Source organism: Streptomyces sp. NPDC001410, from assembly GCF_042895235.1.
Taxonomy (GTDB): domain Bacteria; phylum Actinomycetota; class Actinomycetes; order Streptomycetales; family Streptomycetaceae; genus Streptomyces.
In genome coordinates this window covers 553,586-572,204 of the sequence record NZ_JBIAWE010000001.1, presented here as the reverse complement: position 1 = coordinate 572,204, position 18,619 = coordinate 553,586, and the positions used below count along the sequence as shown (strand labels likewise).

The 18,619-nt window shown below is 73.5% G+C and carries 12 protein-coding genes and 3 pseudogenes; 8 read left to right on the top strand and 7 right to left on the bottom strand.

What is annotated here, in order from left to right:
* Positions 1-19 precede the first annotated feature (19 nt).
* Positions 20-2,632: a CHAT domain-containing protein gene (locus ACFY3C_RS02485; RefSeq protein WP_390769411.1), complete on the bottom strand. Its 2,613-nt coding sequence runs from the start codon at positions 2,630-2,632 to the stop codon at positions 20-22.
* Between the two features lie 203 nt (positions 2,633-2,835).
* Between ACFY3C_RS02485 and ACFY3C_RS02480 the strand changes: the two genes are divergently transcribed.
* From ACFY3C_RS02480 to ACFY3C_RS02470, 3 genes are read left to right on the top strand one after another with little or no spacing between them, the layout of a single operon-like run.
* Positions 2,836-4,263: a S8/S53 family peptidase gene (locus ACFY3C_RS02480; protein ID WP_386576925.1), complete on the top strand. Its 1,428-nt coding sequence runs from the start codon at positions 2,836-2,838 to the stop codon at positions 4,261-4,263.
* Positions 4,260-4,898 carry an RNA polymerase sigma factor gene (locus ACFY3C_RS02475; protein ID WP_390769410.1) on the top strand — a complete coding sequence of 213 codons (639 nt, stop codon included), beginning with the start codon at positions 4,260-4,262 and terminating at the stop codon, positions 4,896-4,898. The genes ACFY3C_RS02480 and ACFY3C_RS02475 overlap by 4 nt, the downstream gene beginning before the upstream one ends.
* A gap of 5 nt (positions 4,899-4,903) precedes the next feature.
* A complete protein-coding gene (locus ACFY3C_RS02470) occupies positions 4,904-5,380 on the top strand; it encodes a hypothetical protein (protein ID WP_386576956.1) in 477 nt (158 codons plus the stop codon).
* 26 nt (positions 5,381-5,406) lie between these two features.
* On the opposite strand, the pseudogene ACFY3C_RS02465 reads toward ACFY3C_RS02470, so the two are convergent.
* The 3 genes and pseudogenes from ACFY3C_RS02465 to ACFY3C_RS02455 all read right to left on the bottom strand — a co-directional run.
* Positions 5,407-5,988, bottom strand: a pseudogene (locus ACFY3C_RS02465) (cytochrome P450); the annotation flags it as partial.
* 46 nt (positions 5,989-6,034) lie between these two features.
* Positions 6,035-6,826: an N-formylglutamate amidohydrolase gene (locus ACFY3C_RS02460; protein ID WP_390769409.1), complete on the bottom strand. Its 792-nt coding sequence runs from the start codon at positions 6,824-6,826 to the stop codon at positions 6,035-6,037.
* Between the two features lie 160 nt (positions 6,827-6,986).
* Positions 6,987-9,206, bottom strand: coding sequence for an NADP-dependent isocitrate dehydrogenase (locus ACFY3C_RS02455; protein WP_386576922.1), 2,220 nt, complete (start codon positions 9,204-9,206; stop codon positions 6,987-6,989).
* Positions 9,207-9,345: 139 nt separating this feature from the next.
* Between ACFY3C_RS02455 and ACFY3C_RS02450 the strand changes: the two genes are divergently transcribed.
* Together ACFY3C_RS02450 and ACFY3C_RS02445 are read left to right on the top strand one after the other, a co-directional pair.
* A complete protein-coding gene (locus ACFY3C_RS02450) occupies positions 9,346-9,552 on the top strand; it encodes a twin-arginine translocation signal domain-containing protein (RefSeq protein WP_390769408.1) in 207 nt (68 codons plus the stop codon).
* Between the two features lie 742 nt (positions 9,553-10,294).
* Positions 10,295-10,567: pseudogene (locus tag ACFY3C_RS02445) on the top strand (amidohydrolase family protein); the annotation flags it as partial.
* A gap of 28 nt (positions 10,568-10,595) precedes the next feature.
* Here the strand turns inward: ACFY3C_RS02445 and ACFY3C_RS02440 are convergent.
* The 3 genes from ACFY3C_RS02440 to ACFY3C_RS02430 form a co-directional block, all read right to left on the bottom strand.
* Complete coding sequence (locus ACFY3C_RS02440) at positions 10,596-11,687, bottom strand: mechanosensitive ion channel family protein (protein ID WP_386576919.1); 1,092 nt, start codon at positions 11,685-11,687, stop codon at positions 10,596-10,598.
* Positions 11,688-11,872: 185 nt separating this feature from the next.
* Positions 11,873-13,399, bottom strand: a complete 1,527-nt coding sequence (locus tag ACFY3C_RS02435) for an amino acid permease (protein ID WP_386576918.1) — start codon at positions 13,397-13,399, stop codon at positions 11,873-11,875.
* Between the two features lie 36 nt (positions 13,400-13,435).
* Positions 13,436-14,416, bottom strand: a complete 981-nt coding sequence (locus ACFY3C_RS02430) for a hypothetical protein (protein ID WP_386576917.1) — start codon at positions 14,414-14,416, stop codon at positions 13,436-13,438.
* 254 nt (positions 14,417-14,670) lie between these two features.
* Between ACFY3C_RS02430 and ACFY3C_RS02425 the strand changes: the two genes are divergently transcribed.
* The 3 genes and pseudogenes from ACFY3C_RS02425 to ACFY3C_RS02415 all read left to right on the top strand — a co-directional run.
* A complete protein-coding gene (locus tag ACFY3C_RS02425) occupies positions 14,671-16,278 on the top strand; it encodes an FGGY family carbohydrate kinase (RefSeq protein ID WP_390769407.1) in 1,608 nt (535 codons plus the stop codon).
* Entirely contained in the window at positions 16,275-17,678 is a 1,404-nt protein-coding gene (locus ACFY3C_RS02420) for an FAD-dependent oxidoreductase (protein WP_390769406.1), read from the top strand. The genes ACFY3C_RS02425 and ACFY3C_RS02420 overlap by 4 nt, the downstream gene beginning before the upstream one ends.
* A pseudogene (locus ACFY3C_RS02415) lies at positions 17,675-18,613 on the top strand (NAD(P)/FAD-dependent oxidoreductase); the annotation flags it as partial. The gene ACFY3C_RS02420 and the pseudogene ACFY3C_RS02415, both read left to right, overlap by 4 nt.
* Between the last annotated feature and the right edge of the window lie 6 nt (positions 18,614-18,619).

The following is an 18,619-nucleotide window of genomic DNA, read 5'->3' as shown; positions in this document are numbered from 1 at the left end:
GCTCAGGGCCGAGGGGCCCTCACGCCGCCCCGAACGCCGCGAACGCCCACCCCGTCGCCTGGTGGACCGGGTCGCCGGGCTGGGCGGCGCGGGCGTCGCGCAGGGCCTCGGCCAGGCTCAGGCCCGCGTCGAGGCCCTTGTGCAGGGCGAGCATCAGGGGGACCACCGCGGCGTCGTTGACGGGTGCGCTGCTCGCCACCACTCCGGCCGTGCCCAGCGGGAGCAACGCGGTGACCAGACCGAGGAGTTCGTCGGCGCCGACCGAGGCGAGGCGGGCGGTGTCGCAGCTGGAGAGGATGATCCGGTACGGGCTGCGGGCGAGGCGCTCGAAGTCGTGCACGATCAGCGGGCCGTCGGCCATCCGGAGAGCCGAGAACAGGGGGCTGTCGGCACGGAACGTGCCGTGCGCGGCCAGGTGTGCGAGGGCCGCGCCGTCGAGATCCTCCAGTACCTGGGGGACCTGTGCCGCCTCGCCCTCCAGGACCGTCGCCGTGCCGTACCGGTCGGCCAGTTCGGGCACCTCGGCGCCGCCCGTGGCGAGGCCGGGGCCGCGCACCAGGACGGGCCGGCCGCCGGGCGGCGGCTCGGTCTCCCGGGCCCGCAGCCAACTGCCCGCCGACGGCGACACGCTGAGCACCCGCTCCCGCAGCGCGGGCAGCAGCGCCCACGGCACCCGGTGCAGCGCGCCGGGCGGCACGATCACCACCGGCCCGGACCCGAGGTGCGGTACGGCACCGCCCAGCAGCAGCTCCTGCAGGCGCCGGCCCGCCGCCTCCACCAGCGGCAGCCGCGCCTCTCCTCCGGGGTGCGCGAGGCGGCGCAGCCCGGCCTGTACGTGCTCGGCCTCGGCCACCGCCTCCGCGAGCCGGCCGCCCGGGAACCGTCGTACCCGGCCCTGCCCGCACAGCAGGATATGCACCTGACCGTCCACGACGGCGAGTTCGACCAGCCGCGCCTCGCCCAGCCGATCCAGCAGGCGGCCCGCGTCGAAGCGGTCGCCCTCGCCGGGCCCGTCGCCGCGCATGTGGTGGGTGCGGGAGCGGATCTCCCGTTCCAGCCGCCGCTGTTCACGCTCCAGGGCCGGGACCGGGCGGCCCTCCCTGCGTGCCTCCTCCGCGCGGGCCGCTATCTCCCGATAGGCGGTGAGGCAGCCGAGCAGCGCCGGGTCGGCGGGCGGCCGGGCGGGCGGCGCGGACAGCACGGTCGCCCGCCAGCGCTCGCTCCACTCCAGCAGCCGCCGCGGACCGCCGTTCACGAGGCTCGCCTCCTGGGCGAGCGCGGCCAGTTCGGCGCCCTGCGCGGTGGCGCGGGCCCGCAGCTCGGAGGCGCCGAGCGTCATCCGGTGGTCGTCGAGGACGTCCAGGCCGCGCCGGCAGGCCTCCAGCACGCCGCGCCCGGAACCGGCCGCGCGGGCCCGCAGCGCCTGCGCGGCCCAGCCCGTCACCCGGGCCGGCGGGGGACCGGCGTGCCGGCTGCGCGCGGCCACCGCCAGGTGCCGCTCCGCCTCGGCCGTCCGGCCGAGCGCGAGCGCGATCCGGCCGGCGAGCAGCGAGGCCTCGGGCGCCACGGGCGAGCCGGAGGCGGCCAGCCGCCCGGCGACCGCCGCCGCGTCCGCGACCAGGCGACCCGAGCCGCGCCCGGCCGCAGCCCGCGCCTCGATGAGCACCAGCCGGGCATGCGTCTCCCACCAGGTCCGCCGCTGCCCCGCGAACAGCCGTACGGCATGGGCGGCGCGGGCGATGGCGGTGTCCGGGTCCCCGGCCGAGCGGGCGGCGCGCGCGGCCGCCAGCAGCAGCTCTGCCTTGCGGGTGGACTGCCCGCCCATCCGGTCCAGCAGCGCGATCGCCGTGTCCGCCTCCGCGAGCGCCTCCGGGGCGAGCCCCGCCGCCATGAGCACCTCGCAGCGCCGGATGGACAGCATGAACGTGGGCGTGCCGAGCTTGCCGTACCGCTCCTCGGCCTCGTCCAGCAGCCGCAGCGCCGCCGGGATGTCCCCGGACCGGAACGCGGCGAGGCCCCGGCTCTCCACGGCGTCCGCCTTGTCGTGCTCCTGGCCTGTGGTCTCCCACAACCGCTCGGCGGCCGTGAAGTCCGCGACCGCCCGGTCCACCGCGCCCTGCGCCAGATGCACCGTGGCCCGCAGGGTCAGCGCCCGCGCGGTCCAGATCCCGTCGCCGGCGTGCCGCAGCACCGGAAGCGCCCGCCGTACGTCCTCCAGAGACTCCCGGTGATGCCCCAGCACCCACCACACATAGGCCCGCCGGTACAACACCCGTGCCCTGGTGTGTCCGCTGCCCCGCGCGACACCCTGCTCGAACGACGCCAGTCCCTGGCGCGTGCGCCCCGCGTGCACCAGTGCGACCCCCAGCGTGGCGAGCACGTCCGCCTCGCGCTCGGCCGACTCGGCGCGCGCGGCGAGGTCCCGGGCCCGGCGCAGATGCCGGAGGGCGATCTTCAGGTCGCCGAAGTCCCGCTGCCAGATGCCGAGTACCTGATGCGCGACGCTGGCGTGCAGCGGCGACGGATCGGTGTGCAGTACCTGATCCGCGCGTGCCCGGGCCTCGCCCGGGTCGGCGAACACCATCGGCAGCAGCTGAAGAACCGACTCGCTTCCCGCTGTCACCCCTCGCATGGTAGTGGCCTGGGCAAACCCGTCACACGGGTTCTCCGCGGTCTCCTCGGGCTGTACCGGACTCAGGCCCTGTCTGACAAATTCCCGCCTGCCCCGCGGGCGGACGACGGGAATTTGTCAGACAGGACCTACTTGCGGGCTGTATCAATCGGTCGACGGGCGACTCTGACTGTCGGAGCACCGCCTCAGGGGGAGGACACACCATGGCACCACAGCGATTCCGCGAGCAGTTCCACCACATCCAGCGCTCGATGCCCGACGTGCCCCTGGCCATGGGCCCGGACGACGACGCCCACTTCCTCTACGAGAAGGGTGTCGTCCTCGCCCGCGACGGCGAGGAAGCCCGCCTGGTCGAGGACACCGTGCGCACCCATTTCACCGACACCCAGGGCCTGGTCCCCGACCACGTGCGCCGCACCGGCCCGGACACCAACCGCACCGGCGTCACCCGTATCCGGGTCGGCGACCCCACCCAGGGTGACGACGTCGTCCCGCACGCCCTGCGCGCCCTCACCGAGGCCGAGGGACGCCAGGGACGCCGGCTGGTCCGCCGCAACCACGTGATCCACATCGCCCCGGTCAACGCCTGCCCCGGTGACGAGCCCGTGCCCGCGCCGCGCAGCGAGCCGCCCAACCCGGCGTCCCAGGAAGGCGTCCACGACCCGGACACCGCCGTCGGCGTCCTCGTCATCGACACCGGTCTGGTGCACGACTACCGGTCCTACCCGCTCCTCGCCCACACCACCGGCGATCCGCAGGTGACCGAGACCGGCCCCGACGGAGTGCTCCGGCAGTACGTCGGCCACGGCACGTTCATCGCCGGGATCGTCGCGGCCGTCGCACCCAACACCGACGTCACCGTGCGGGGCACCCTCAGCGACGTGGGCGCCATGCTGGAGTCGGAGTTCGGCGCGAAGCTGTTCGAGGCCGTCGACGAGGGCGGCTGGCCCGACATCATCAGTCTCTCCGCGGGCACCACCACCGGGTCGGGTGAAAGCCTCATCGGTCTTGAGGCGTTCATGCGCGAACTCCGCGAGCGGCGCACGCTGCTGGTCGCCGCCGCGGGCAACAACGGCAGCGACGCCCCGTTCTGGCCCGCCGCCTATGGTGCCCTGCCGGAGTACGCGGACAGCGTGCTGTCGGTCGGCGCGCTGCGCGGGGACGGCGAGTCGGGCGCCTGCTTCAGCAACCACGGCCCCTGGGTGCACGTCTACGCCCCGGGCGAGCGCCTGACCAGTGCCCTCACCGGCTTCGACATCCCGGTGCCGTACGTGTACCAGCACTCCACCTACGACGCCTGCCGGTTCGGCTCCACCTACGCCTGCACCTGCCAGTACCCGCGCCACACCGGCCTGTTGAGCGAGACGGGCGAGGACAGCGCGGCCAAGCCCGACCAGGTGATGTTCCACGGTCTCGCGCAGTGGAGCGGCACCTCGTTCGCCACCCCGGCCGTCGCCGCGCTCGTCGCCGCCCACATGACGGCGCACAAGGAGCGCGACCCGCGCGCGGCCCGCGCGCAACTGCTCGCTTCCCTCACGGAATCCGCCGACGTGCGCGGGGCGCACGTTCCGGCGCTCCGGCCGCCCACCTGGCGCCCGGTTCCGGTCGCGATCCCGGCCCGGCCCGCATGAGTGCCGGAACCCTCCGCTCCACGGCGTACGATGACGTGCCGTACACGAGGGGTGGAGCCGTGGACCGTACAGAGGTCGGGGCGCTGGTCAGGTCAGCCGTCGACGGCGACGCCGCGGCCTGGAAGGCGCTGGTGGAAGGCATGAGTCCGCTGGTGTGGTCGGTGGTGCGCGCACACCGGCTCTCGGACGCGGACGGGCACGAGGTCTACCAGACCACATGGTTCCGTTTCGCCCAGCACCTCGGCCGGCTCCGGGAGCCCGACAAGGCGGGCTCCTGGCTGGCCAGCACGGCCCGGCACGAGTGCCTGAAGGTGCTCAAAGGGCTGGCGCGGCTGACGCTGACGGACGATCCGCAGGTGCTGGACCGGGCGAGCGAGGAGCGGACGCCGGAGCAGACGCTGATCGACGCCGAAGAAGACGCGGACCAGGCCGAGCGGATCCGTCGGCTGTGGCAGGAGTTCGAGGCGCTGGGCGAGCGGTGCAGGCAACTGCTGCGGGTGCTGATGGCCTCGCCGCCGCCGAGCTATCTGGAGGTGTCGGCCGCGCTCGGTATCGCGGTCGGCAGCATCGGGCCCCTGCGCCAGCGCTGTCTGCGCCGGCTGCGGGCCCGGTTGGACGCACGGGGGGCGGCGTGAGCGGCGTGAACGGGAACGGATTTCCCGAAGAGGACTTCGACGACGCCGGGTTCGACGGCGATCTGCTGGAGGAGGAGCTGCGCCAGGCGGCCGCCGTCCTGGACCCCGTCCCGGTCGAGCTGCGCCAACTGGCGCTCGACGCCTACGCGTTGCACGACCTGGACGCCCGGATCGCCGAGCTGACCTTCGACTCGCTCGTGGACGCGCTGCCGGTCAGGGGAGTACCGGACGCCCCGCGGATGCTGACCTTCCGCGCGGGCGAGCTGACCGTCGACGTCGAGGTCACCGGGGAAGGGCTGATCGGCCAGGTGCTACCGCCGCAGTCGGCGCGCATAGAGGTGCTGGGCGGCCCGCAGACGACCCGGCCGGTCACGGTCGACACCCTCGGCCGCTTCACCAGCGAGCAGCCGCCCGCCGGCCCGTTCGCCCTGCGACTGCGGACCGGCGGCGAGGTGATCGTCACGGAGTGGCTGCGGGCCTGAGCCGGCTCGCCGGGTCCCGAACCGGGTCACCAGGTGACGGGCAGCGTCCGCGGCCCGCGGATCATCGTCTTTTGCCGCCGGCGCACCTGCCCGGGCTCCACCGCGAGGCGCAGCCCGGGCAGCCGGTCCGGCAGCATGTCGACCGGCAGTTCGGTCTGCAGCCGGGCGAGCACGGCACCGGTGCAGTGGTGCGGGCTGCTACCGAAGGCCAGGCGCGGGTCGGGGGCGCGGCCGGGGTCGATGCGGTCCGGGTCCGGGAAGACCTCCGGGTCGCGGTCGGCGGCGAGGCAGGAGACGTACACGGGCTCGCCCGCCGTGATCCGGTGGTCGGCCGGCTCCACGTCCTCCAGCGCGATCCGGGCGAGCCCGACCGTGCGGTGGTGCGGGATGTGCCGCAGCAGCTCGTCCAGGACCGGTACGCGCGCCTCGGGACGGGCACGCATGTGTTCCATCAGCTCCTCCTGCGCGGTCTCGCCGCGCGTCACGGCCGCGCCGAGCAGCGCGTACACGCCCGCGCCCACGCCGTCGGACCGGGCCCGTACGGTCTCGGTGATCCAGCCGTACAGGCCCTGCTCGGCGGCCTCGGCGTCCTCATGCACCCCCCTTGTACGCGCCCCGCCCGCTGTCCTGCGGGAGTGCGCTCCAGCCGGAGTGCTACAGGGCGTTGACGAGCGTGGCCAGCGCGGTGGCGAGTCGCTCCAGGCCCGGTCCGGCCGGGCCGCCCGGCTCGGTCATGTACGTGTCCCGCCGGATCTCCACCATCAGCGCGCTCACCCGCCGGTCGCGCCCGTAGTACTCCAGCGGTACGTAGGTCCCGCTGAACGGGCTGTCCAGCCCCGTCTCCCCGCACGCGGAGAACGCCTTCCACGCCGCCTCCCGCAGCTCGGGCGGTGTGTGGAAGGCGTCCGTGCCGAGGCACACGGGCGGCCGCGGACCCGTGCCGTGCAGCTCGTACGGCAGCGCCTGGCCCGGGTAGGAGTGGACGTCGATCACGACCGCCCGCCCGGTCGCGGCGAGCCGCCCGGCCACCGCCTCGGTCATCGCCTGCGCGTAGGGCCGGAAGTACCGCTCGATCAGGGGCTCGGGGTCGGTGTCCGCAGCCCGCAGCTCGCCCCGGTGCGTGGTCCGCGTGTACACGGCCCCCATGCCGACGGCGAGCATCTCCTCCCGCTCGTCCGGGAACCGCTCCGGGTCCACGACCAGCCGCGACAGCCGGTTGACGAACCGCCAGGGGGTGAGCCCGGCCAGCCCCGCCGCCCGCTCGGCGATCCGGGAGGTGTGCGCGTCGGTGATGTGGTCGAGCTCCAGCCCGAGCGCCGTGTCGTCGAGCAGGATCCCCTTGCGGACGTCCTCCGGGATCGCCCGCGCGGAATGCGGCACGTGCAGCAGCACGGGCGACTCGGCGGCGCCGGGGAGGAGTTCGAACGAGGGGGCTGACTCGGTCACGGGCTGCTCCAGGGGCGTTGTCGGTGGCGCGGTGCAGGATCAAGCGGTGCAGGATCAAGGTGTCACACCGGCACCGGCGCCGGACACGACTCCGCCCCGGCCGGGGGCAACCCGACCGGGGCGGAGTCCGCTCACAGCTGCGGCTCAGGTGCCGCGGGCGTCAGCTCAGCGAGGCGAGGGCCTCGTTCCAGGTGGCCGACGGGCGCATGACCGCGTCCGCCTTGGCCTTCTCCGGCTGGTAGTAGCCGCCGATGTCGGCCGGGGAGCCCTGGACCGCGAGCAGCTCGTCGACGATCGTCTGCTCGTTCGCCGCGAGGGACTCGGCGAACGCGGCGAAGGCCTTCGCCAGGTCGGCGTCGTCGGTCTGCGCGGCCAGCTCCTGCGCCCAGTACAGGGACAGGTAGAAGTGGCTGCCGCGGTTGTCGATGCCGCCGACGCGACGGGTCGGGGACTTGTCCTCGTTGAGGAAGGTCGCCGTGGCGCGGTCGAGGGTGTCGGCGAGGACCTTGGCGCCGTTGTTGCCGGTGAACGTCGCGTACTGCTCGAAGGCCGGCACCAGGGCGAAGAACTCACCGAGCGAGTCCCAGCGCAGGTAGTTCTCCTTGACCAGCTGCTGGACGTGCTTCGGCGCGGAGCCGCCGGCGCCCGTCTCGAACAGGCCGCCGCCCGCCATCAGCGGGACGACCGACAGCATCTTGGCGCTGGTGCCCAGCTCCAGGATCGGGAACAGGTCGGTCAGGTAGTCACGCAGCACGTTGCCGGTCACCGAGATGGTGTTCTCGCCGCGGCGGATGCGCTCCACCGAGAGCTTGGTGGCCTCGACCGGGGACAGGATCCTGATGTCCAGGCCCTCGGTGTCGTGCTCCGTCAGGTACTGCTTCACCTTGGCGATCAGGTTGGCGTCGTGCGCGCGGTTCTCGTCCAGCCAGAACACGGCCGGGTCGCCGGTGGCGCGGGCGCGGGTGACGGCCAGCTTGACCCAGTCGCGGATCGGGGCGTCCTTGGCCTGGCAGGCGCGGAAGATGTCGCCGGCGGAGACGGTCTGCTCCAGGACGACGTTGCCGGCCTGGTCGACCAGGCGGACGGTGCCGGTGACCGGGATCTCGAAGGTCTTGTCGTGGCTGCCGTACTCCTCGGCCTTCTGCGCCATGAGGCCGACGTTCGCGACGGAGCCCATGGTCGACGGGTCGTAGGCGCCGTTGGCGCGGCAGTCCTCGATCACGGCCTGGTAGACGCCGGAGTAGGAGGAGTCCGGCAGCACCGCGAGGGTGTCGGCCTCCTGGCCGTCGGGGCCCCACATGTGGCCCGAGGTGCGGATCATGGCCGGCATGGAGGCGTCGACGATCACGTCGGACGGGACGTGCAGGTTGGTGATCCCCTTGTCGGAGTCGACCATCGCCAGCGCGGGGCCCTCGGCCAGCTCGGCCTCGAAGGAGGCCTTGATCTCGGCGCCCTCCGGCAGGGCCTCGATGCCCTTGAGGATGCCGCCCAGACCGTCGTTCGGGGTCAGACCGGCCGCGGCGAACGTCTCGCCGTACTTCGCGAACGTCTTCGGGAAGAAGGCGCGCACCACGTGACCGAAGATGATCGGGTCGGAGACCTTCATCATCGTGGCCTTCAGGTGCACGGAGAACAGGACGCCCTCCTGCTTGGCGCGGGCGACCTGCGCGGTCAGGAACTCGCGCAGCGCGGCGACGCGCATCACGGAGGCGTCGACGACCTCGCCCTCGAGCACCGGTACGGACTCGCGCAGGACGGTGGTGGAGCCGTCGTCGCCCTTCAGCTCGATGCGCAGCGCACCGGCCTCGGAGATCACCACGGACTTCTCGGTGGAGCAGAAGTCGTCCGCGCCCATGGTCGCCACGTTGGTCTTGGAGTCGGAGGTCCAGGCGCCCATGCGGTGCGGGTGGGTCTTGGCGTAGTTCTTCACCGACGCCGGGGCACGGCGGTCGGAGTTGCCCTCACGCAGGACCGGGTTCACGGCCGAACCCTTGATCTTGTCGTAGCGGGCGCGGATCTCGCGCTCCTCGTCGGTCTTCGGGTCGTCCGGGTAGTCCGGCAGCGCGTAGCCCTTGCCCTGCAGCTCGGCGACGGCGGCACGCAGCTGCGGGATGGACGCCGAGACGTTCGGCAGCTTGACGATGTTGGCCTCGGGAGTCTTGGCCAGGTCACCCAGCTCGGCCAGCGCGTCCGGGACCCGCTGGTCCTCGTTCAGGTACTCCGGGAAGTGGGCGATGATGCGTCCGGCCAGCGAGATGTCCCGGGTCGTCACGGGCACACCGGCCTGCGAGGCGTACGCCTGGATCACCGGCAGGAACGAATGCGTCGCCAGGGCCGGGGCCTCGTCTGTGTAGGTGTAGATGATGGTCGAGTCAGTCACCGGGTGCTCCGCTCCACGTCTGCAACATTGCTCGACATCAAGATATCTCGTGATCGGGCTGGGCTCGACAGGGGTCCTGGCCGGAAAACGTGCCGTACGGGTGCAACCGCTCGTTGCACCGGTCGGACCGGGCGGTCACGTGGGAGGGAGCGGCAAGGAGATCGGCTTCGGCTTCGTCAGCCGTCGGGGTTTCCTGGGTGCCTCCGCCGCCGGAGTGGCCGCCGTCGTGTCACCGGCGGCGGCCCCGGCGGTGGGCCGGCCGGCCGCCGATGCCGGGGAGCAGGGCCTCACCTACCGCGAGACGACCGGAGGATCGGTCACCGCCTGCCGGGCGGCTCGGTGGTGATCGCGGAGGTACAGGGAGTCCTGTGGCACGTCCCGCCCGCAGGCGGGGCGGCCCGCCGGCTGACGGACTGGACGCTGGAGGCGACCCGCCCGGCGCTGTCGCCGGACGGCACGCGGCTCGCCGTCTGCGGGTACCGGGGTGGCGCCTTCCCTCTGTGGTCGATGCGGCCGGACGGCAGCGCGCCGCGGCAACCGACCGACGGGCCGTGGGACGACCGTGGGGCGGCCTGGTCACCGGACGGGACGTACATCGCCTTCTCGTCCGAGCGCGGCGGCGACCCCGTGACCGGCACCGCGTTCGGCCTGTGGACCGTGGATCCGGACAGCGGCCGACTGCGTCGGCTGACCGGCGGGGACTTCGAGGACCTCGATCCGGCGTGGTGGCCGGACGGGCGGTCGCTGGTCTGCCTACGGGCGGCGCACCGGCCGACGGCGGAAGCGACGCCGGCCTGGCCCTGGTACGGGTGTCCGCCGCCGACGGCACGGCGGAGGCGGTGCGCACGGTGGCGGAGGGCAGGCTGCTGTGCCCGTCCGTCTCGCCGGGCGGACGGATCGCCCACCTGCACCTGTCCGGTGCGGCCGACTCGCCGTCCCTGCCGCCCACGCGGGCGGCGCTGATATTCGACGGGCACGTCGCAGCAAGCGTCCCGCCAGGTTGTGACAGGCCAGTCGGGAGCCGTCGCCGCCGTCCGCGAGCGTGCCCGGACCGCCCCCCACCCCGCAGCAACTGAGCGCCCTGGCAGATGGCCGACCAGCGGCGGCCGGCCGGCCAGGGCGCCGTGCTCGCCCTGGGCACCGACGTCCCGCTGGTTCCCGTCGGCCTGTCCCTGCATCTGGCGCTGCGTGCCCTGCACGCCCACGGGTTCACCGTGGCGCAGGCCCTGCACTGCGCCACGTCCGTCCTGGCCCGTCTCTTCGGCCTGGACGGCGACCTCGGCACCGTCGAGGAGGGCAGGATCGCCGACCTGACCGTCGTGAATGGCTCGAGGTCGCCCGCGCTCACCGGCGCGACTCGTGCTGCCACGCCGGAGACGGGGACACGTACTAGTCGGTCAGAGCCGGACCCGACACCGCGTCCTCCCCGCTGCGCTGCTGCGGGATCACCACCGCGCCCTGCTGCAGCGCCACCGTCCGGGTCGGGGCCGGGATGCGGATGCCCTCCTCGCGGTAGCGGCGGTGCAGGCGCTTGATGAACTCGTGCTTGATGCGGTACTGGTCGCTGAACTCGCCGACGCCGAGGATCACCGTGAAGCCGATGCGGGAGTCCCCGAAGGTGTGGAAGCGGATCGCGGGCTCGTGGTCCGGGACGGCGCCGGTGATCTCGGTCATGGTCTCGGCGATGACCTCGTGCGTGACACGCTCGACGTGGTCCAGGTCGCTGTCGTAGCTCACGCCCACCTGCAACAGGATCGTCAACTGCTGCTCGGGACGCGTGAAGTTGGTCATGTTGGACTTGGCCAGCTCGCCGTTGGGGATGACCACCAGGTTGTTGGACAGCTGGCGCACCGTGGTCTGGCGCCAGTTGATGTCCACGACGTACCCCTCCTCGCCGCTGCTCAGCCGGATGTAGTCGCCCGGCTGGACGGTCTTGGAGGCGAGGATGTGGATGCCCGCGAACAGGTTGGCGAGGGTGTCCTGGAGGGCGAGGGCTACGGCCAGACCACCGACACCGAGGGCGGTGAGCAGGGGCGCTATGGAGATGCCCAGCGTCTGCAGCACCACCAGGAAGCCGATCGCCAGGACCAGGACCCGGGTGATGTTGACGAAGATGGTCGCCGAGCCCGCCACGCCCGAGCGGGACTGCGTGACCGAGCGGACCAGACCCGCCACGACCCGGGCCGCGGACAGGGTCACCACGAAGATCAGCCACACCTGGAGGAGCTGGTTGGTGTGGTGCTGGACGGTGTGGGTCAGCGGCAGCACCGCCGCGGCCGACGCGAGGCCGCCCACGATCGCCGCCCAGGGGACGACGGAGCGCAGCGTGTCCACGATGACGTCGTCACCGCTCCACTTGGTCCGCTTGGCGTGCTTGGCCAGCCAGCGCAGCACCGTGCGGGACAGGAAGGCCAGCACCAGGCCGGCGGCCAGGGCGATGCCGGCGAGGACGAGGTCGTCCAGGGTCAGCGCGCGGTTCACCGGTCACCTCCAGGGCGCAAAGCTGCTGCGGAGAGCCTGATGTGAAGTGTCGTCACGTTGCCACCTGCTCGATGTCCGGAATGTGCGATCGCGCCGCCGCCGGGACAACGGCGGTCGGCGCGATCGCTCATCCTGCCGTATCCGGCGCACCAGTTCGTACCCGGACCGGTGCGCCGGGCGACGTCTCAGACGATGCCCTCCGCGAGTTCGGCCTGGTCGCGGTCGCTGCCGTAGGCGGCGGTGGTGGGCGTGCCGTACGAACGGCGGGCGACGTACCACCAGATGCTGGCCAGGACCAGCACGACGACGAGGGCCACGGCCGCGTAGTTCATGGTGTCGACGGTGACCGGCGAGGACTGCGGCAGGCAGAACAGCACCGTCACACAGGCCACCCACACCACCGCGATCCAGCCGACCGGTCTGCTCCACCGGCCCAGGTGCCACGGACCCGGCTGGAAGCGGTCGCCCGCGCGCAGCCGGAGCAGGACGGGGATGGCGTAGGCGGGGGTGATGCCGATGACGTTGATGGCGGTGACCGCGCCGTAGGCCGTAGCCGAGTACAGGGACGGCAGGGCCAGGACGCCCGCGACGATCACCGACAGCCACACGGCCGCGACCGGGGTCTGGGTGCGGCTGCTCACCTTGCGCCACAGGTGCGAGCCCGGCAGGGCGCCGTCCCGGCTGAACGCGAACACCATGCGGCTGGCCGCGGCCACCTCGGCGTTCCCGCAGAACAACTGGGCCACGATCACGACGAGCAGCAGCGCGCTCGCGCCGTCGGTGCCGAGGCCGTCGAGCAGGATCTGCGCGGGCGGCACGCCGGTGTCGGTGGTGCGCGTGGCGTCGTAGTCCTGGATGGCGAAGGTCAGGCCGGCGAGCAGCACGAAGCCCGCGATCCACGACACCCAGATGGACCGGACGATGCCCTTCGCCGCGGACACCGAGGCGTTGGAGGTCTCCTCGGAGAGGTGGGCGGAGGCGTCGTACCCGGAGAACGTGTACTGGGCGAGCAGCAGGCCGATCGCGGCCACGTAGAGCGGGTTCGACCAGCCCGTGTCGTTGACGAACTTGGTGAACACGAACGACGGCGACTGGTGGTGGTCCGGGACGATCGCCAGCGCCCCGACGATGAGCGCGACACCGGCCAGGTGCCACCAGACGCTGACCGAGTTGAGCACGCTGACCAGGCGGACGCCGAACAGGTTCAGCACGGCGTGCAGCAGCAGGATCGCGCAGAAGATCAGCATGGTCTTGCCCGGGGTCGGCTCGAAGCCCCACTGGAGGTTGGCGAAGGCCCCCGTGAACAGGGCGGCGCCGTAGTCGATGCCGGCGATCGCGCCGAGCAGACCGAGCAGATTCAGCCAGCCCGTGTACCAGCCCCAGCGTCGGCCGCCGAGCCGGTCGGCCATGTAGTACAGGGCGCCGGAGGTCGGATAGGCGCTGGTGACCTCGGCGAGCGCGAGGCCCACGCACAGCACGAACAGGCCGACACCCGCCCAGCCCCACAGCATCACGGCGGGCCCGCCGGCGCCCAGACCGAAGCCGTACAGGGTCATGCAGCCGGACAGGATCGAGATCACCGAGAAGCTGATCGCGAAGTTGCCGAAGCCGCCCATGCGGCGGGCCAGCACCGGGCGGTAGCCCAGCTCGCGCAGCCGCCGCTCCTCGTCGTGCTGCGGCCGGGCGGGCGTGGGCGATGGATCGGGGGACATGCTGAAACCTCCGGGGGTGAGGAAGGAGAACGGGCGTCAGGCGCCCTCGACGGCCGTGCGGCAGCGGTCCCTGGCCTGTAGGAAGACCTCCACGGCACGGCCCCGGTCCGGGGTGCGGTACATCCACGGCGGCGGCGTGACATACGGGCCGATCGAGTCGAACACCCGGGCCGCGTCCGGGAACTGATGCGCACCCCACAGGGCGTGCGCCAGATGGTTGAGGTCCAGCAGCGAGCGCTCGGCCCGGGGCGTCTGCTCGAACCAGGAGTGCAGCGCGCGCCGCGCCTCGCGGGTCGCGTCCTCGGCCACCCAGTGCAGGTCGAGCGCCGCGTCGTGCCCGCTGGAGCGCCGGTAGCGCTCGACCCGGACGTACAGCGGCAGCAGGTGCAGCGCGGACCCGGGCGGCGCCGAACCGGCCGCCCACTGGGCGTAGCCCGCGGCCTCGGCGAGCCGGCCCGAGGAGCCGATCGTGTACAGGAACTGCAGCATCCGGTGGTGGGCCTCGCGGTTGTGCGGGTCACGCCGGCCGGCCTCGGCCAGCAGCCCCCACGGGCCCGGCGGCAGTATCGGTTCCGGCGGCGGCGCCCGGTGTTCGTCCCAGCGCTGCTCCGGGTCCAGCTGGGCCAGCGCCAGCAGACAGACCCAGGGCACGGGGTCGTGCGGGGCGGTCTGGGTGGCGGACTGCGCGGCGTCCCACGCCTCGATCCACAACTCGTGTGTACGGCGGTGCCCCTCGCGCTGCGCCCGCAGGGCCCGCTCCACGCCGACCCGGGCGTGCATCACCGTGGCCGGCACGCTGTGCGGTTCCTCCGCGAGCCAGGCCCGCACCACGTCGGTACCGGCCGCGGCGGCCGCGAGGACCTGGGTGCGCTGGGTCCACTGCCACCAGCTCGTGGTGTCGGCGAGCAGTGCGCGCATCGCCATCCAGCGCCCCGTGCGCAGATCCTGGAGGGCGGTGCGTAAGGCCCCGTCGTGGCCGGCGGGGTCGTAGGAGGGGCGTGCTCCTTCTCTGGCCATCAGCCACCCGCCCCGGTCCGCGAGCGGACGGGCGGGGTGGCGGGGTGCGGTAGCAACAGCCCTCCTCTGGGCGGTGGTCGAGCGCCTCCTGCGGGTCGGCGGTCACTATAGGGGTGTCACTTCCGCCTTGCCATTGTTATCAACTCAACTATCTGGAGTGGTAGTTGGCCGAGAAACGGCCCAGCTTGACGCCGGACGCGGCCCGACGGCAGGCTGGTCGCGCCGATCTTCGAAGGGGCGTGCGGGAGGATGCGATGACGGGGCCTGTGCTCGCCGTCGACCAGGGCACGTCCGGCACCAAGGCCCTGGTGGTCTGCCCCGAACGCGGCGTACTCGGCACCGGGTTCGCTGATGTGACGCCCCGCCACCTGCCGGGCGGTCTGGTCGAGGTGGATCCGGCCGAGCTGTACGCCTCGGTCGTCGACGCCGGTCACCGCGCACTCGCCGAGGCGGGCGAGGACGTCGTGGCGATGGGCCTGGCCAACCAGGGCGAGACCGTCCTCGCCTGGGACCCGACGACCGGACGCCCGCTGACCGACGCCCTCGTCTGGCAGGACCGGCGCGCCGAGACCGTCTGCGCCGAACTCGCCGATCACGCCGAGGAGTTGCGGCAGCTGACCGGCCTGCCCCTCGATCCGTACTTCGCCGCACCCAAGATGGCCTGGATCCGCCGCCATCTCACCCGCGAGGGCGTCGTCACCACCTCCGACGCCTGGCTGGTCCACCGCCTCACCGGCGCCTTCGTCACCGACGCGGCCACCGCCGGCCGCACCCAGCTCCTCGACCTCGACCGCGCCCAGTGGTCGCCACGGGCGCTGGAGGCCTACGGGCTGTCGGACGAACGGCTCCCGGAGGTGGTCGACAACGCCCAACCCGTCGGCGCCACAAGTGTGTTCGGCCCCGAGATCCCGCTCACCGGACTCGCCGTCGACCAGCAGGCCGCCCTGCTCGCCCAGCGCATCACCGGACCCGGCGCCGCCAAGTGCACCTACGGCACCGGCGCGTTCCTGCTCGCGCACACCGGCAGCGCCCCCCGGCGCGGCACCTCCGGCCTGGTCAGCTGCGTCGCCTGGCGGCTCGCCGGAGACACCGGCTACTGCCTCGACGGACAGGTCTACACGGCCGCCTCCGCCGTGCGCTGGCTCACCGACCTCGGCGTCATCTCCTCGGCCGCCGACCTCGACCCGGTCGGCGGCGCCGTCCCCGACAGCGGCGGCGTCACCTTCGTCCCCGCCCTCGCCGGGCTCGCCGCCCCCTGGTGGCGCGGCGACCTGCGCGGCTCCATTACCGGGCTCGGCCTCGACACCGGACCCGGACACCTGGTGCGCGCCCTGTGCGAGGGCCTGGCGGCCCAGGTCGTCGAGCTGGCGGAGGCCGCCGCGGCCGACCTCGGCACTCCGCTAGGGCCTCCTGCGAAAGTCCCGCCTGCCCCGCGACGCCCGGCACGTACTCTCGCCGCACCGGGCGCAAGCCCAAGTACGTCCAGTACGAGGGCTTACACCCGGCACGCCGAGAGCACGCACCGGACGCCGCGGGGCCCGGCCTTCGGCCGGACGACGGGACCTTCGCAGCAGGCCCTGGACGCGCTGCGCGTCGACGGCGGCCTGACCCGCTCCGCCCTCCTCATGCAGACCCAGGCCGACCTGCTGCAACGCCCCGTCGAGGTCTCCGCGCTGCACGATGCCACCGCACTCGGCGCCGCCACCCTCGCCCGGCTCGGCGCGGACCCTACGCTGAGTGTGGAAGACGCCCTGCCCGACTGGAAGCCCGCCACCGTGTACGAGCCCCGTATCCCGGCCGACCAGGCCGCCGAACGCCTGGCCGGCTTCCGCAGCGCGGTCGCAGCCCTGCTCGACTCATGACGGTCACCGCGGAGGGGCCGCTGCCCGGGCAGACGTACGACGTGGTGGTCGTCGGCGCCGGAGTCGTCGGCTGCGCCGTCGCCCGCGAACTCGCCCGCCACCCCCGGCTGCGCATCGCGCTGGTCGAGGCCCAGGACGACGTCGGCCAGGGCACCTCCAAGGCCAACACCGCGATCCTGCACACCGGTTTCGACGCGACCCCGGGCACCCTGGAGGCCCGGCTGGTCCGCGAGGGCCACCAGCGGCTCGCCGCGTACGCCGCCGAGTCCGGCATCCCCGTCGAAGAGGTCGGCGCCCTGCTCGTCGCCTGGGACGAGGAGCAGCTCGCCGCGCTGCCCCGCCTCGCCGAGAAGGCCGAGCGCAACGACTACCCGCACACCCGAATCCTCGGCGCCGACGAGCTGTACGCCCGCGAACCGCACCTCGGCCCCGGCGCGCTCGGCGGCCTGCACGTGCCCGGCGAGAGCATCATCTGCCCGTGGACGACGACCCTGGCGTACGCCACCCAGGCGGTCCGCGCCGGAGTCGACCTGCACCTGAACACCCGTGTGGAGCAGGTGGGCCGGGACGCCCAAGGGCACCTCCTGACCCTCTCCAGAGGCACCCTGCACACCCGCCACCTGGTCAACGCGGCCGGACTGCACGCCGACACCCTCGACCGGGCGCTCGGCCACGACGACTTCACCGTCACCCCGCGCCGCGGCCAGCTCATCGTCCACGACAAGCTCGCCCGCCCCCTGGTCCGGCACATCCTCCTCCCCGTCCCGACCGCCCTCGGCAAGGGCGTCCTGGTCGCCCCCACCGTCTACGGCAACGTCCTGCTCGGGCCCACCGCCGAGGACCTGCACGACAAGCGGGCCACCGGCTCCACCGCCGAAGGCCTCGCATTGCTGCGGGAGAAGGGCGGCCGCATCCTGCCCGCGCTGCTGCGGGAGGAGGTCACCGCCGTCTACGCCGGCCTGCGCGCGGCCACCGAGCACGAGGACTATCGCATCACCGCCCACCCCGAGCAGGCGTACGTCACCGTCGGCGCCATCCGCTCCACCGGCCTGACCGCGTCCCTGGCCATCGCCGCCCACGTCCTCGGCCTGCTGACCGAGACCGGGCTCGACCCCGGACCGGCGCGCGACCTCGACCCGGTCCGCATGCCCAACCTCGGCGAGGCCTTCCCGCGCCCCCATCAGCGGCCCGAACGCATCGCCGCCGACCCGGAGTACGGCACCCTCGTCTGCCACTGCGAGCGCGTCTCCCGCGGCGAGATCCGTGACGCCCTCGCCAGTACGATCCCGCCGCGCACCCTGGAGGGCCTGCGCCGCCGCACCCGGGCCCGGGCCGGCCGCTGCCAGGGCTTCTACTGCGGGGCGGCGGTACGGCAGCTGTTCGAGGAGGCACGCACATGACCGCTGACCGCAGGGTCGACGTTCTCGTCGTCGGCGCCGGTCCCGCCGGACTCGCGGCCGCGGCCCGACTGGCCGCCGCCGGTGTCGGCCGGGTCGAGGTGCTGGAGCGGGAGGCACAGGCCGGGGGAGTGCCCCGGCACTGCGCCCACGGCGGCTTCGGCACGTGGACGCGGCGGCTGACCGGACCGGAGTACGCCCGGCTGCTCACCGAGGGCGCCACACACACCGGGGCCGTGCTGCGGACCGGTGTGACGGTCCTGGACTGGGCGGGCCCGCGCACGCTCACGACGGTCTGCCCGCAGGGACTGGAGACGATCGAGGCCGAAGCCGTCGTCCTCGCCACCGGCTCCCGTGAACGCCCCCGCGCGGCCCGGCTGGTGCCCGGCACCCGGCCGGCCGGTGTCTACACCACCGGCGAACTCCAGCAGGCGGTGCACCTGTTCGGGCAGCCGATCGGCACCCGCGCGGTGGTGGTCGGCGCGGAGCGGGTCTCCTACTCCGCGGCCGACACCCTGCGCACGGCCGGTGCGGCGGTCGTCGCCCTGCTGACCGAACACCCTCGGGCCCAGGCCCCGCTGCTGCGCGCCCAGTCGACCCGCCTCGGCCACCGCGTCCCGCTCCTCACGGACACCACGGTCACCGAACTCCTCGGCCACGGCCGCCTGTCCGGCGTCCGCGTCCGGCACCGCGACGGCCGTACGGCCACCCTGCCCTGCGACACGGTCGTCTTCACCGGTGACTTCGTCCCCGAGAACGAACTCGCCCGCCGGGCCGGCATCACGCTGGACGGCACCCCGCACACCTCGCGGCCGGGCGTCTTCGCCGTCGGCGCCGTGCTGCACCCCGGACAGCGGGCCAGGGCGGCGACCTGGGCCGGTGCGGAGGCGGGCGGCGCGATGCTGGAGTGGCTGGCGGGAGAGGAGTGGCCGGCTCACGGGCCC